This window comes from Microbacterium sp. PI-SA-G (assembly GCF_057215335.1).
Genome location: NZ_CM170103.1, coordinates 269,605 through 283,304, shown reverse-complemented (window position 1 = coordinate 283,304; position 13,700 = coordinate 269,605). Strand labels below are relative to the sequence as shown.

At 68.1% G+C, this 13,700-nt stretch carries 14 protein-coding genes; 1 reads left to right on the top strand and 13 read right to left on the bottom strand.

Going from position 1 to position 13,700, the window contains the following annotated elements; genetic code table 11:
- Positions 1-3: 3 nt before the first annotated feature.
- The 13 genes from AC2D10_RS01455 to lepA form a co-directional block, all read right to left on the bottom strand.
- Positions 4-945 carry an NADP-dependent oxidoreductase gene (locus AC2D10_RS01455; RefSeq protein ID WP_484710009.1) on the bottom strand — a complete coding sequence of 314 codons (942 nt, stop codon included), beginning with the start codon at positions 943-945 and terminating at the stop codon, positions 4-6.
- Between the two features lie 25 nt (positions 946-970).
- Positions 971-1,867, bottom strand: a complete 897-nt coding sequence (era, locus tag AC2D10_RS01450; RefSeq protein ID WP_484710008.1) for a GTPase Era — start codon at positions 1,865-1,867, stop codon at positions 971-973.
- Complete coding sequence (locus tag AC2D10_RS01445) at positions 1,860-3,155, bottom strand: hemolysin family protein (RefSeq protein WP_484710007.1); 1,296 nt, start codon at positions 3,153-3,155, stop codon at positions 1,860-1,862. The genes era and AC2D10_RS01445 overlap by 8 nt, the downstream gene beginning before the upstream one ends.
- On the bottom strand, positions 3,152-3,610 hold the full coding sequence (ybeY, locus tag AC2D10_RS01440) for an rRNA maturation RNase YbeY (RefSeq protein WP_484710006.1): 459 nt from the start codon (positions 3,608-3,610) through the stop codon (positions 3,152-3,154). The genes AC2D10_RS01445 and ybeY overlap by 4 nt, the downstream gene beginning before the upstream one ends.
- Positions 3,607-4,635, bottom strand: a complete 1,029-nt coding sequence (locus AC2D10_RS01435; RefSeq protein ID WP_484711781.1) for a PhoH family protein — start codon at positions 4,633-4,635, stop codon at positions 3,607-3,609. The genes ybeY and AC2D10_RS01435 overlap by 4 nt, the downstream gene beginning before the upstream one ends.
- Before the next feature lie 106 nt (positions 4,636-4,741).
- Positions 4,742-5,092: an HIT domain-containing protein gene (locus tag AC2D10_RS01430; protein WP_484710005.1), complete on the bottom strand. Its 351-nt coding sequence runs from the start codon at positions 5,090-5,092 to the stop codon at positions 4,742-4,744.
- A gap of 53 nt (positions 5,093-5,145) precedes the next feature.
- Complete coding sequence (locus AC2D10_RS01425) at positions 5,146-5,874, bottom strand: 16S rRNA (uracil(1498)-N(3))-methyltransferase (protein ID WP_484710004.1); 729 nt, start codon at positions 5,872-5,874, stop codon at positions 5,146-5,148.
- 3 nt (positions 5,875-5,877) lie between these two features.
- Complete coding sequence (gene dnaJ / locus AC2D10_RS01420) at positions 5,878-6,996, bottom strand: molecular chaperone DnaJ (protein WP_484710003.1); 1,119 nt, start codon at positions 6,994-6,996, stop codon at positions 5,878-5,880.
- Positions 6,997-7,032: 36 nt separating this feature from the next.
- A complete protein-coding gene (gene hrcA / locus AC2D10_RS01415) occupies positions 7,033-8,064 on the bottom strand; it encodes a heat-inducible transcriptional repressor HrcA (protein WP_484710002.1) in 1,032 nt (343 codons plus the stop codon).
- 84 nt (positions 8,065-8,148) lie between these two features.
- Positions 8,149-9,399: a radical SAM family heme chaperone HemW gene (gene hemW, locus AC2D10_RS01410; RefSeq protein ID WP_484710001.1), complete on the bottom strand. Its 1,251-nt coding sequence runs from the start codon at positions 9,397-9,399 to the stop codon at positions 8,149-8,151.
- Positions 9,399-10,052, bottom strand: a complete 654-nt coding sequence (locus AC2D10_RS01405) for a DUF1990 domain-containing protein (protein ID WP_484710000.1) — start codon at positions 10,050-10,052, stop codon at positions 9,399-9,401. Before AC2D10_RS01405 ends, hemW begins: the two co-directional genes overlap by 1 nt.
- A 75-nt stretch (positions 10,053-10,127) precedes the next feature.
- Positions 10,128-10,580, bottom strand: coding sequence for a DUF1990 family protein (locus tag AC2D10_RS01400; protein WP_484709999.1), 453 nt, complete (start codon positions 10,578-10,580; stop codon positions 10,128-10,130).
- 29 nt (positions 10,581-10,609) lie between these two features.
- Positions 10,610-12,463, bottom strand: coding sequence for a translation elongation factor 4 (lepA, locus tag AC2D10_RS01395; RefSeq protein WP_484709998.1), 1,854 nt, complete (start codon positions 12,461-12,463; stop codon positions 10,610-10,612).
- Positions 12,464-12,716: 253 nt separating this feature from the next.
- On the opposite strand from lepA, the gene AC2D10_RS01390 reads away from it, so the two are divergent.
- A complete protein-coding gene (locus AC2D10_RS01390; RefSeq protein ID WP_484709997.1) occupies positions 12,717-13,700 on the top strand; it encodes an ABC transporter permease in 984 nt (327 codons plus the stop codon).

Genomic DNA, 13,700 nt, shown 5'->3' with positions numbered 1-13,700 from the left:
GACTCAGGGGATCAGCGCGAGCTTGCCGCCGGGGTGGCCCTGCGCGAGGAAGCGGAGAGCTTCGGGGGCCTGGTCGAGCGCGAAGGTCCGCGCGACCGGCACGATCAGGACGCCGTCCTGGGCGAGCGCGACGAGCTCACCGCGCACTGCGTCACGGAACCGCGCGCTGTCGGGCATCGCCCCGGCGATCGCTCGGATACCGGCGCCCTTCGCCCGCGCGAAAGCGGCGATCGTGACGATCCGTGCGGGATCGGCGACCATCTCGAGCGAGACGTCGACGGCTTCATCCGTGCCCACGGCGTCGAGAGCGGCTGCGATCGGAGCATCTGCCGCATCGCGCACCCGGTCGGCCAGTCCGGCGCCGTACCCGACGGGGACTCCCCCGAACCGACGCACCTCGTCGAAACGCTCCTCGCTCGCTGTGCCGATCACGCGGATGCCCCGCAGCCGCGCCTGCTGCAGCACGCTGACCCCGACCGCGCCCGAAGCTCCGTGGAGCAGGATCGTCTCTCCCGACCCGGCCGCGGTGACAGCGAGCATCTCGGCCGCCGTCGTTCCCGCGAGCAGCAGATTGGCGGCCTCCGGGTGTGTGAGTGTCGTCGGCTTCGCGAAGACCTTCTCGGCGGGCACCGTCACCTCGGTCGCGTAGCCGCCTGACACGCGGAAGGCGATGACCTCGTCGCCGACATCGGCACGCCCGGACCCGATCAGCGTGTCCGGGCCGATCGCGACGAGCTCGCCCGAGACCTCGTAGCCGATCGCCACCGGAAGCCCGAACCCTTCACGTGGTGCGGCCACGTGCTTGGCGTCGGCAGGATTGACCCCCGCGGCGCGCACGCGGATCGTCACCTCGCCCGGTCCGGGATGCGCGACCTGGTACTCCGCGAACTCCCACCCATCCGGTGTCCCCCAGTTCGGGGCGATCCAGTGCCGTGCCGTCGTCATGGTGATCCCGTTCCGGTCCGCGGCCTCAGAAGCCGAGCTTGCCCAGCTGCTTGGGGTCGCGCTGCCACTCCTTGGCGACCTTCACGTGCAGCGCGAGGAACACCCGGGTCCCGAGGAGCTCTTCGATGCCGACTCGTGCTCGGGCGCCCACATCGCGCAGACGCTTGCCTTTGTGTCCGATGATGATGGCCTTCTGGCTGTCGCGTTCCACGACGATCTGCGCGTGCACGTCGGTCAGGTCGGTGCCCTCGCGCGCCGAGATCTCGTCGATCATCACGGCGATCGAGTGGGGCAGCTCGTCGCGCACACCCTCGAGCGCCGCCTCGCGGATCATCTCCGCGATCCGGTCTTCCTGCGACTCATCCGTCGTGATGCCCTCGGCGTAGAGCGAGGGGCCCTCCGGCATCAGGATCAGGATCTGGTCCGAGACGACGTCGAGCTGGTCGCGGGTGAGCGCCGACAGCGGCACGACCGCCGCCCAGTCCTCACGCAGAGCGTCGACCTCGAGCAGTCGCGCGGTGATGTCGTCACGATCGGCGGCGTCGGTCTTGGTGACGATCGCGATCTTCTTCGCCCGCGGATAGCCGTCGAGCGACGCCGCGATACGACGGTCGCCGGGGCCGACCTTCTCGGTGGCGGGAACGCAGAAGCCGATCACGTCGACGTCTCCCAGCACCTGGTCGACGAGGTCGTTGAGGCGCTCGCCGAGCAGCGTGCGGGGCTTGTGGATGCCGGGGGTGTCGACGATCACGAGCTGCCCGTCGGGGCGGTTCACGATTCCGCGGATGGCGCGACGCGTGGTCTGGGGCTTTTCGCTGGTGATCGCGATCTTCTCCCCCACCAGCGCGTTCGTCAGCGTCGACTTGCCCACATTCGGGCGGCCGACGAATGTGACGAATCCGCTTCGGTGCTGCTCAGTCATCTCGTCGATCTCCCTCATGGTCTGCGGTTTCCGTGTCGACGGCCGCGCGTTCGACGAACACCGTGGCGATTCCTCTTCCGCGTCCGCGCGATGCTCCGCCGGTCAGCACGAGGCCTTCGACGATCGCGGTGGCTCCGGGCTGCGGGACCTGCCCGAGCGCTTTGCCCAGCAGACCGCCGATGGAGTCGACGTCGTCGTCTTCGAGCTCGAGACCGAACAGGTCTCCGACGTCTTCCAGCGAGAGTCGCGCACTGACACGGTACCGGCCGTCGCCGAGATCGACGAACTCGGCGGACACCTGATCGTACTCGTCCGAGATCTCGCCGACGAGCTCTTCGATCAGATCTTCCAGCGTGACGAGCCCGGAGATGCCCCCGTGCTCGTCGATCACGAGGCACACGTGCACCGCATCGCGCTTCATCTGCTGCAGCAGCGTCTCGGCGCGCATCGACTCGGGGACGAAGGTCGCCCGACGCGAGATCGGACGAATCGATGCTCCGCGCCAGGCGCCCTCATCGCGATAGGCGAACTGCACGAGATCCTTGAGGTAGAGCACGCCCACGACGTCGTCAGCCTCGTCGTCGACCACCGGCATGCGCGACACGCCTCGGTTGAGGAACAGCTCCATCGCCTCGCTGGTCGACGCCGTCGCATCGACCGTGACCATCTCGGTCCGGGGCACCATCACGGCACGCACGAACTGGTCGGTGAAGTCGAAGACGGAATGGATCAGGTCGCGGTCGTCCTCTTCGATCAGATCGTTCGACGCGGCCTCGTCCACCATGCTGAGCAGCTGCTCCTCGGAGCTGAACGAACTGCGTCCCGCCCCCGGGGTGACCCGGTTGCCGAGCACCACGAGCCCGTGCGCGAGCGGACCGAGGATCATGCGCACGCCACGCACGACGGGCGCGTTGGCTCGCAGGATGCCGTCGGCGTGCTGCCGGCCGAACGTACGAGGACTCGCGCCCACGAGCACGAACGTGATGCCGGTCATCAGCACGGCGGCGGCGAGCATGGCCCACCAGATGCTGTCGAAGAGGAACATGAACGCGACCGTCACGAGCACGGCGGCCGCGGTCTCGGCGAGCACACGGATGAAGGCGACCGCGTTGACATGCGCGTCGGGATCTGCGGCGATGCGCGTCAGCTGGGCGGCGTTGCGCCCCTCGGTTCCCATCTCCTCGATGTCGGAGCGCGAAGTCACGCCGAACGCCGCGTCGATCGCCGCCATCAGGCCGCCGAACGCGACCAGCAGAACGGCGCCGGCGAGAAGGAAGACCGCCGTCATCGGCGGCGTTCAGCCGCGGCGAAGCCCTGGATGAGCTCCTTCTGCAGACCGAACATCTCACGCTCCTCGTCGGGCTCGGCGTGATCGAACCCGAGCAGGTGCAGCAGTCCGTGCGTCGTGAGCAGGATGAGCTCGTCCATCAGACCGTGTCCGGCGGCCTGCGCCTGCGTCTCGGCGACCTGCGGGCACAGCACGATGTCGCCGAGCAGTCCGGGCGCCGTGGGGCGATCCTCGGTGCCGGGGCGGAGCTCGTCCATCGGAAAGCTGAGCACGTCGGTGGGGCCCGGCTCATCCATCCACTGCACGTGCAGGGCTTCCATCGCGCCCTCGTCCACGAGCACGATCGCGACCTCGGCGTCGGGGCTGACATGCAGCTGGGCGAGGTTGAAGTCCGTGAGGCGCTGCAGCACGGTCTCGTCGATGCTGATGGCCGACTCGTTGTTGATCTCGATCATGAGAGTCCTCGTTTCGGCTGACGGTCCCGGGGTCCGGGTCGGGGGCCGCCGCTGCGGCGTTCGGCTCTGTTGGCGAACTCGGCCGCCTGCTCGCGTTCGAAGCGCTGCGCGCTGCGCTTCTCGTCGTACTCGCTGTAGGCGTCGACGATGCGGCCGACCAGCGAATGGCGCACCACGTCCTCGCTCGTCAGGCGCGAGAAGTGGATGTCGTCGATGTCGCTCAGCACCCGCGTGACCATGCGCAGACCCGACGAGCCCTGCGGCAGGTCGACCTGGGTGATGTCACCGGTGACCACCATGCGCGTGCCGAAGCCCAGACGCGTCAGGAACATCTTCATCTGCTCGGGCGTGGTGTTCTGCGCCTCGTCGAGCACCACGAACGAGTCGTTCAGCGTACGACCACGCATATACGCCAGAGGTGCGACCTCGATGGTGCCCGTCGCCATCAGGCGCGGCACGATCTCGGGGTCCATCATCTCGTTCAACGCGTCGTACAGGGGGCGCAGGTACGGGTCGATCTTGTCGGTGAGCGTTCCGGGCAGGAAGCCGAGTCGTTCTCCGGCCTCCACCGCCGGGCGCGTCAGGATGATGCGCGTGACCTCCTTGCGCTGCAGGGCCTGCACCGCCTTCGCCATCGCGAGATAGGTCTTGCCGGTGCCGGCCGGGCCGATGCCGAAGACGATCGTGTTCTCTTCGATCGCGTCGACGTACTCCTTCTGACCGAGGGTCTTCGGGCGGATCACCTTGCCGCGCGTGGTGAGGATCGCCTCGCCGAGCACCTCGCTCGGACGCGGACCGCCCTCCTGCCGCAGCATGCGTGCGGAGCTGGACACGTCGCTGGGTGCGAGATCGTGCCCTGCCCGCGTCATCTCGAGAAGCTCGTCGACGAGCTTCTTCGCCTCGGCGACGTCGGAGCGGGATCCGCTCAGCGTGATCTCGTTGCCGCGGACGAGGACCTGCACCGCGCGGTGCTCCTTCTCGAGCATGCGGAGCAGTCGATCCTGCGGGCCCAGCAGCTGCACCATCGCGACGCCGTCGACGTAGATCTTCTCGACCGCCTCGGGGGCGGGTCTGTTCAATGAGCGCTCCTGCGGCGCACGCGCCTCCGCGGCGCTCTGGGACTCGTCGTTGTCAGACACCGACACTCTTCTCGTTCAGGCCGCCACCCATCACGTGGGCGTGGACATGGAATACGGTCTGCCCGGCGTTCGCACCCGTGTTGAACACGAGGCGGAAGTCGCCGTCATCGGTGTGCGCGGCTGCGAGCCGCGATGCGAAGGCGATCAGCTCGGCCAGAAGGGCAGGGTCACCGGCCGCGAGTTCGGTGACGTCGCGGTACTCGGCGGTCTTGGGAATCACGAGCAGGTGCACAGGAGCCTGAGGCGCGATGTCTCGCAAAGCGAAGAGGCTCTCGGTCTCGTCGATGATCTCTCCCGGGATCTCCCCGGACAGGATGTGCGTGAAGATCGAGGGTTCCGTCATGGGTCCAAGTCTACTGATCGGCACGCGGCAGGGCCCCTCGGATGCGGGACTGCTCACCAGCGCCCGAGCGCCACGGAGAGCACCGCGATCGCTGCGGGACCGGCCGTGGAGGTCCGCAGCACCGTGTCGCCGAGCAGCACCCTCTCGGCACCGGCCTCGCTGAGTCGCCCGAGTTCTTCCGGCGCGATCCCGCCTTCGGGACCGACCACGAGGATCAGGTCGCGTCCGTCGGGACGTACCTCGGAGAGCCGAACCGGCGCAGTCGGATCGAGCAGCAGCATCCGTGCCCTCGCCGCCCGCTCCGCGAGCTGCGCGGTGGTGACCGGAGCTGCGACGTCCGGGATCCACGCCCGGTGCGCCTGCTTCGCCGCCTCGCGCACGATCGTCGACCAACGCTCGCGCCCCTTGACCGCTTTCGCGCCCTCCCATCGCGACACGCTGCGGGCAGCCTGCCACGGAACGATCTCGTCGACCCCCAGCTCGCATGCCGCCTGCACCGCCAACTCGTCGCGGTCTCCCTTGGCGAGTGCCTGAACGAGCGTGATGCGCGGGCTCGCCGCCGGCTGCACGGTGCGCTGCGAGATGCGCACGTCGACCTGCGATGGCGACACCGTCTCGGCGGTGCCGGAGAGCCAGACGCCCGCGCCGTCGCCGATCGTGATCGCCTCGCCCACACGGAGCCGACGCACGACCGCCGCATGCTTCGCCTCGGCGCCGGTCAGCGACACGAGGCCGCCGACCGCCGCATCCGACGACGACTCGACGAGAAAGTGCAGCGCCATGGATCAGTGCGAGCGGAAGCGGTCGCGGAGCTTCGAGAACAGTCCCTGCTGGAACTGCGACAGCTGCGGTCCCGGCGTCTTGGACTTCTTGGCGAAGTCCTCGATCAGGGCCCGCTGCGCCGAGTCGAGCTTGGTCGGCGTCACCACCTGCACGCCGACGCGCAGGTCGCCTCGCTGAGTACCGCGCAGCGGAGTGATGCCGCGCCCCTTGATCGTGAGCACGTCACCCGATTGCACGCCGGGACGGATCTCCAGGTCGACAGAACCGTCGAGTCCTTCGATCTCGGTCTCGGTGCCGAGGATCGCGTCGGTCATCGACACCTCGAGCGTCGCGAGCAGATCGTCGCCGTCGCGGCTGAAGGCGGGGTGCGGGTTGACGGTGACCTCGACGTACAGGTCTCCGTGGGGACCGCCTGCCTTGCCGACCTCACCCGAACCGGGCAGCTGCAGACGCAGGCCGGTCTCGACGCCGGCCGGGATGTCGAGCGAGACGGTCCGGCGCGAACGCACGCGGCCCTGACCGCCGCAGGTGCCGCACGGGAACGGGATCGTCGTGCCGTAGCCCTCGCAGGTGCCGCAGGGCTGCGAGGTGACGACGTTGCCCAGCAGGCTACGCACCTGGCGCTGCACGTGACCGGAGCCGCCGCAGATGTCGCAGGTCACCGGAGAGGTGCCCTCCTGGCAGCACGAGCCCTGACACGTCTCGCAGAGCACCGCGGTGTCGACTTCGATGTCGCGATGCGCCCCGAACACGACGTCGCCGAGGTCGAGCGTCACCCGAACCAGCGCGTCCTGACCGCGCTCGCGGCGCGAACGCGGTCGACCGCCGCGGCCGCCGCCCTGGGCGGCGCCGAAGAACGTCTCGAAGATGTCGCCGAACCCGCCGAAGTTGCCGCCGAAGTTGCCTGCAGCGCCGTCACCGCCGCCCATGTCGTAGCGACGGCGCGACTCGTCGTCGCTGAGCACGTCGTACGCGTGCGTCACGAGCTTGAACTTCTCGGCGGCATCCTCACCCGGGTTCACATCCGGGTGCAGCTGCCGTGCCAGACGTCGGTACGCCTTCTTGATCTCGTCGATCGACGCGTCTCGGGACACCCCGAGAACTTCATAGTGGTCCGCCACAATCGCCTTCCTGCGTGTGTCTCATCGCGAGCCGCGTCAGCGGCTCGCCTCGTCTTCGTCGAGCATCCGCGTGAGGTATCGGGCCACGGCCCGCGCCGCAGCGAGGTTGCTCGGGTAGTCCATCCGGGTGGGGCCCATCACGCCGACTCGTGCCATCCCGCTGGGAGCGGCGTAGTTGCTGGTGACGATCGACGCCTCGCCCAGGCCGAACGACGCGTTCTCGGTGCCGATGCTCGCGGCGAGCCCGTGCTCGTCGGTCACCATCTCGCTCATCAGCCGCAGCAGCGTCACCTGCTCCTCGATCGCCTCGAGGAGTGGGTGGATGCTGCCGCGGAAATCCTGTTCACGCCGTGCGAGTGTCGCCGCGCCCGCCATCACCAGGCGCTCCTGCCGGAACTCGCCCAGTTCGTCCATCACGACGGCGGCGAGCGAGTGCAGCGCCCGGTCGTCGGGCGTCAGCTCTCCTGCCAGCAGTTCCTGCAGGCGGTCGGAGGCCGCGCTGATCGCCTGTCCGGTGATCAGCGCCGACAGCCGCGCGCGCAGCAGGACCAGGTCGTTCTCATCGAGATCGACGGGAAGCGGAGCGATGCGCTGCGAGACGCCGCCGGCGTCGGTCACCAGCACGATCAACAGGCGATTGGGGGCGAGCCCGACGAGCTCGACGTGCGTCACATGCGCGCGGGCGAACGACGGGTACTGCGCGAGGGCGACCTGACCGGTGAGCTGCGTCAGCACGCGCACGGTGCGGACCATCAGGTCGTCGAGGTCGGCCGGCGTGCCGAGGAAGGACTCGATCGCCGAGCGCTGCGCGGTCGACAGCGGCCGCAGCTGCGCGAGGTGATTGACGAACACGCGGTAGCCCTTGTCAGTCGGCACGCGGCCAGACGACGTGTGGGGTGCGGCGATCAGCTCCTCGTCTTCGAGGAGCGCCATGTCGTTGCGGATCGTCGCGGCCGAGACACCGAAGTGGTGGCGGTCGACGATGGAACGGCTGCCGACGGGTTCGTGGGTCTCGACGTAGTCCTGCACGATCGCGCGGAGAACCTGGAGTCCTCGTTCGGTGACCATCGACTTCCCCTTCCGCTGGCACTCGGATACTCAGAGTGCCAATTCTACCCCGCGCCGCCGACGAACCGCCGATGCGGGGCGACGTCAGTCGGTCAGCTCTCGCACCACGGCGTCGGCGAGCAGACGGCCGCGCAGCGTCAGCGTCACGCGGCCGCGGATCGCGGAGACCGGGTCGACCAGCCCGTCGGCGATCAGACCGGCCACTCGCGCGCGGTTTCCGGCCGGCAGATCGGCGACGGCGATACCCTCCGCGAGACGGCTGAGCAGGAGCACCTGCTCGAGCATGCGCGCCCGCGGATCCGGGCGCTCGGTTCCCGCCGCCGGTGATTCGGATGCCGCGAGACGCTGGGCGTACGCGGCAGGATGCTTCACGTTCCACCAGCGGAGACCGGCGACGTGGCTGTGTGCCCCGGGACCGAAGCCCCACCAGTCACTCCCCCGCCAGTAGGCCAGGTTGTGCCGGGAGCGGTTGTCCGCACGTCCGGTGCCGTCCGTTCTCGCGGCCGTCGACGGACGCGCCCAGTTGCTGACCTCGTACCACTCGAATCCGGCGGCGCCCAGGCGCGCGTCGGCGAGCTCGTACATGTCGGCCTGCAGGTCGTCGTCGGGCGTCGGCACCTCGCCGCGGCGGATCTGACGGGCGAGTTTCGTGCCGTCCTCGATGATCAGGGCGTAGGCCGAGATGTGATCGGACTCCAGCGCCAATGCGGCGTCGAGCGACGCCTCCCAGTCCGACAGCGACTCCCCCGGAGCGCCGTAGATCAGGTCGACGCTGACGGCGAGACCGGCGTCCTTCGCCGCCGCGACGGCCGTCAGCACGTTCTCGGGCTGGTGCGTGCGATCCAACGCCGCGAGCACGTGAGGCACCGCCGACTGCATGCCCACCGAGAGACGCGTCACACCGGCATCCGCCAGAATGCGCGCGACCTCCGGCGTCACCGTGTCGGGGTTCGCCTCGACGGTGACCTCGGCCCCGTCGGCGAGTCCGAACGCCGAGACGGCGGCATCGAGCATCCGCGCCAGATCCCCGGCGGGCAACAGGGTCGGCGTCCCGCCGCCGAAGAAGACCGTGTCCATCGGGCGCAGCGCTCCGGCATCGCCGAGCACCCGCTTCGCGAGCGAGATCTCGTCGAGCAGGGTGGAGGCGTAGTCCTCCTGCTTCGCACCGCGCAGTTCACTCGAGGTGTACGTGTTGAAGTCGCAGTAGCCGCAGCGGACGCGGCAGAACGGGATGTGCAGGTATGCCGAGAAGGGCACGGCCGTGTCGATCGGCAGATCGCCGGGAAGGCGGCCGTCAGTGGGGGCCGGATCGCCGAGAGGGAGCGGTCCCGCCATCAGACGGGGGTCGCGTACAACGGAGAGATGGCGCGGAGGTACCGCGCGAAGAGCTCACGCCGCCGACGCTTCACCAGCGGAGGGATCGCACGGTACAGCACCGAGTTCGGAGCGTCGAAGGCGCGGACGGTGAACCAGACCTCGTCGTTGTCCTCGCGCCAGTCGATGTCGAAAGACTCCTCACCGGTGACGACCGAGCCGCTGACGGTGCCCAGCACGAAGCCGATGCGGCGCGTCTCCTCCGTGACCGAGATCACGCGCAGTTCGGCGTCGGCGCGCATGCCGCCGACGCGTCCGCGCAGGTGCAGCGTCATGCCGGGTCCGACGAACGGGGTCCCCTCCGCGTCGTAGCGCGGCTCGACGTCGTGCTTGCTCGGCGCGATCGGGTTGCCCTCGGCGTCGAAGCTGACGCCGGCGTAGGCCGGTCCGGGGGCCGGACGCACGTCTTCGATGCTGAGCCCGGCGGCGCGCTGCGCCGTCCACGAGAGCAGAGCCTCGCCCGCCGTCTGAAAACGCTCGAGCCCACTGCCGATCCGCCAGGAGTCCTCGGCCGGGATGCTGCGCTCCGGCGGGTACTGCATCAGGTCGGGGGCATGGGTCGCACCCACGGCCGCATAATTCACCGTGTCGTCTCGGAAAGTCCCGCGCCGCATGAGTTCCAGCCTACCCGGGGGTTCCCTGAGTGAACACCGCCCGGCGTGCGACATGCAGGGAGATGTGCACGCAGATCAGCGGACGGCGGCGATCTCGGCCCGGACGATGCGGATGTACCGACGGAACACCGATCGCTGCAGCATCCGCAATGCCGGCGTACCCAGGCGCCAGAACCAGCCGGCCGGGCGGGAGACGGACCGGGCGGTGAACACGCCGCGGTCATCGAGCACGAAGGATTCTTCGCCGTAGAGCGGATGCCCCGGTCGGGTCTCGTACCCGAAGCCCGACCCGTCGGCCCACACGACGCGGACCGGCTCGGCGAACCGGATGCCGAGCAGACGCGTCGCCAGCACTCCTTCCGCGTCGGGAGTGGGCGCGTCGGTAGGCGTCTCGAATCCCGCGCGGCGTTTGAACTCCCAGGAGCTCACGAGCGAAGCGACCGCGTCGCGCGCAGCCGGTGGCACCGGGATCGATGTCTCGGCACCGCGCAGCCCCGCCGGCACATGAGAAAGAGGATGACGCGTCATCCCCCGCTCATACGCCGGGTGGGACATCGCTACTTCTTGTCCTTGCCGTCGACGTCACCCGACAGTGCAGCGATGAACGCCTCCTGCGGGACCTCGACTCGACCGACCATCTTCATGCGCTTCTTGCCCTCTTTCTGCTTCTCGAGCAGCTTGCGCTTACGGGTGATGTCACCGCCGTAGCACTTGGCGAGCACGTCCTTGCGGATGGCGCGGATGGTTTCGCGAGCGATGATCCGCGCGCCGATGGCGGCCTGGATCGGCACCTCGAACTGCTGGCGCGGAATGAGCTTGCGCAGACGCTCGGCCATCATCGTGCCGTAGGCGTACGCCTTCTCCCGGTGCACGATCGAGCTGAACGCGTCGACCTTCTCGCCCTGCAGAAGGATGTCGACCTTCACGAGGTCCGCCTCCTGCTGGCCGGCGGGCTCGTAGTCGAGCGAGGCGTAGCCCTGCGTCTTGGACTTGAGCTGATCGAAGAAGTCGAAGACGATCTCGCCGAGCGGCATGTTGTAGCGCAGCTCGACGCGTTCCTCCGAGAAGTACTCCATGCCCAGCAGCGTGCCGCGTCGGGTCTGGCAGAGCTCCATGACCGTGCCCACGTAGTCCTTGGGGAGCAGGATCGCCGTCTTCACCATCGGCTCCGACACCGAGCCGATGCGGCCGTCGGGGTACTCGCTGGGGTTGGTGACCGTGACGGTCTCGCCGGTGTCGCTGGTGAGGACCTCGTAGATCACGCTCGGCGCGGTGGTGATCAGGTCGAGACCGAACTCGCGTTCGAGTCGCTCGGTGATGATCTCGAGGTGCAGCAGACCGAGGAAGCCGCAGCGGAAGCCGAAGCCGAGCGCCACGGACGTCTCCGGCTCGTACGCGAGCGAGGCGTCCGAGAGTTTGAGCTTGTCGAGTGCTTCACGGAGCTCCGCGTAGTCGCTGCCGTCGATCGGATAGATGCCCGAGAAGACCATGGGCTTCGGGTCGGTGTACCCCGGAAGCGGCTTGTCTGAGGGCCGACGCGCGGTGGTGACGGTGTCGCCGACCTTCGAGAGACGCACGTCCTTCACGCCCGTGATGAGGTAGCCGACCTCGCCGACGCCCAGGCCCTTCGAGGGGACGGGTTCGGGGCTCGAGACGCCGACTTCGAGCGCCTCGTGGTTCGCGCCCGTCGACATCATCTGGATGCGCTCGCGCGGCGAGAAGCTGCCGTCGATCATGCGCACGTAGGTGATGACGCCGCGGTATGCGTCGTAGACCGAGTCGAAGATCATCGCGCGCGCCGGAGCATCCGCGTCGCCCACCGGTGCCGGGATCTCTTTGACCAGACGGTCGAGCAGCTCCTCCACGCCGACGCCGGTCTTGCCGGAGACGCGCAGCACGTCTTCGGGCTTGCCCCCGATGAGGGATGCCAGCTCCTTGGCGTACTTGTCGGGATCGGCAGCGGGGAGGTCGATCTTGTTCAGCACGGGGATGATGTGCAGATCGTTCTCGAGCGCGAGATAGAGGTTCGCGAGCGTCTGCGCCTCGATGCCCTGCGCGGCGTCGACCAGCAGGATGGCGCCCTCGCACGCGGCGAGCGAGCGGGACACCTCGTAGGTGAAGTCGACGTGACCGGGGGTGTCGATCATGTTGAGCGCGAAGGTCTCGCCCTCGATCTCCCACGGCATCCGCACCGCCTGGCTCTTGATCGTGATGCCGCGCTCACGCTCGATGTCCATGCGGTCGAGGTACTGGGCGCGCATGTCGCGGTCGGAGACGACGCCGGTGATCTGCAGCATGCGGTCGGCGAGGGTCGACTTGCCGTGATCGATGTGGGCGATGATGCAGAAGTTGCGGATCTGCTTCGCGGGCGTGGCGGCAGGCTGAAGCGGAGTGAGGGAGCGTGGTGACATGTCCCGTCGATTCTACGGTGAGGCGAGGCTAATGAAGATTCCCCCATACCTGGTGGTAATGTCGCCGAGGTCCAGAAGGCCCGTACGAGACTCAGTCCCACCCCCGGACCGACCGAGTAACATTTTTCTGGCAGAGCAGAATATCGAGATACCGAAATGCGCGACGAAGCGCATGCGACGCGTGAAGCACGTACGACTCAGAGCCGCACCGGCGATCCCGACACGGTTCTGATGAGGAGAGAGACGACCCACCTTGATCAAATATCTGCTGCGTCGCACGCTGGGCTGGCTGCTCATGATCGTGGTCGCCACGAACGTGACGTACTTCCTGGCCTGGTCGTTCCTCGATCCTCGGAGCAACTACGTCGGGCGTCGTCCTCCGCTGTCGACGGACGAGATCACACGGATGCTCGAACCGCTCAATCTCAGTGACACGGTTCCGCTGCTCGAGCGCTGGTGGGTCTGGTTCAGCAACATCCTCTTCCACTGGGATTGGGGACAGAGCCCCGTCGGCCAGTCGGTGAACGCCCAGATCGCCTACCGCGCGCTGATCTCCGGGGAACTCGTGATCGGTGCGACGATCCTCGGCGCCGTGCTCGGCATCGGCCTCGGCGTCTACACGGCATCGCGTCAGTACAAGCTCGGTGACCGCATCGGACAGGCCACATCGATCATCACGATGAACATCCCGATCGTGGTGGCGGCACTCGGCATCGTCCTGCTCGCGATCTCGTTCAACGAACTGGTCGGCGTGCGTGTCTTCTACGTCACCGGAGCCGGCGGCAAAGACGTCGACGGCTTCCTCCCCTACATCGTCGACAAGTTCCAGCACCTGACGCTGCCGACGATCGCACTCGTGCTCACCGGCTACGCCAGCTACCACCTGCTGCAGCGGTCGCTCCTCCTCGACAACATCAAGGCCGACTACGTCCGCACGGCGCGGGCCAAGGGCCTCACCAAGCAGCAGGCGATCCGCAAGCACGCGCTGCGCCCATCGCTCATCCCGGTCGCCACACAGCTGGCGTTCACGATCCCGACGGTCTTCACCGGGGCCATCCTCACCGAGACGATCTTCGGCTGGAACGGCATGGGCAAATACTTCGTCGACACGATCGGCAAGAACGACGTGCACGGCGTGGTGGCGATCGCGGCTTTCGGTGCCGTCCTGACCGCCATCGGCGCGATCCTGGCGGACATCGCCGTCGTGGTCCTCGATCCTCGAGTGAGAGTGAGCTGA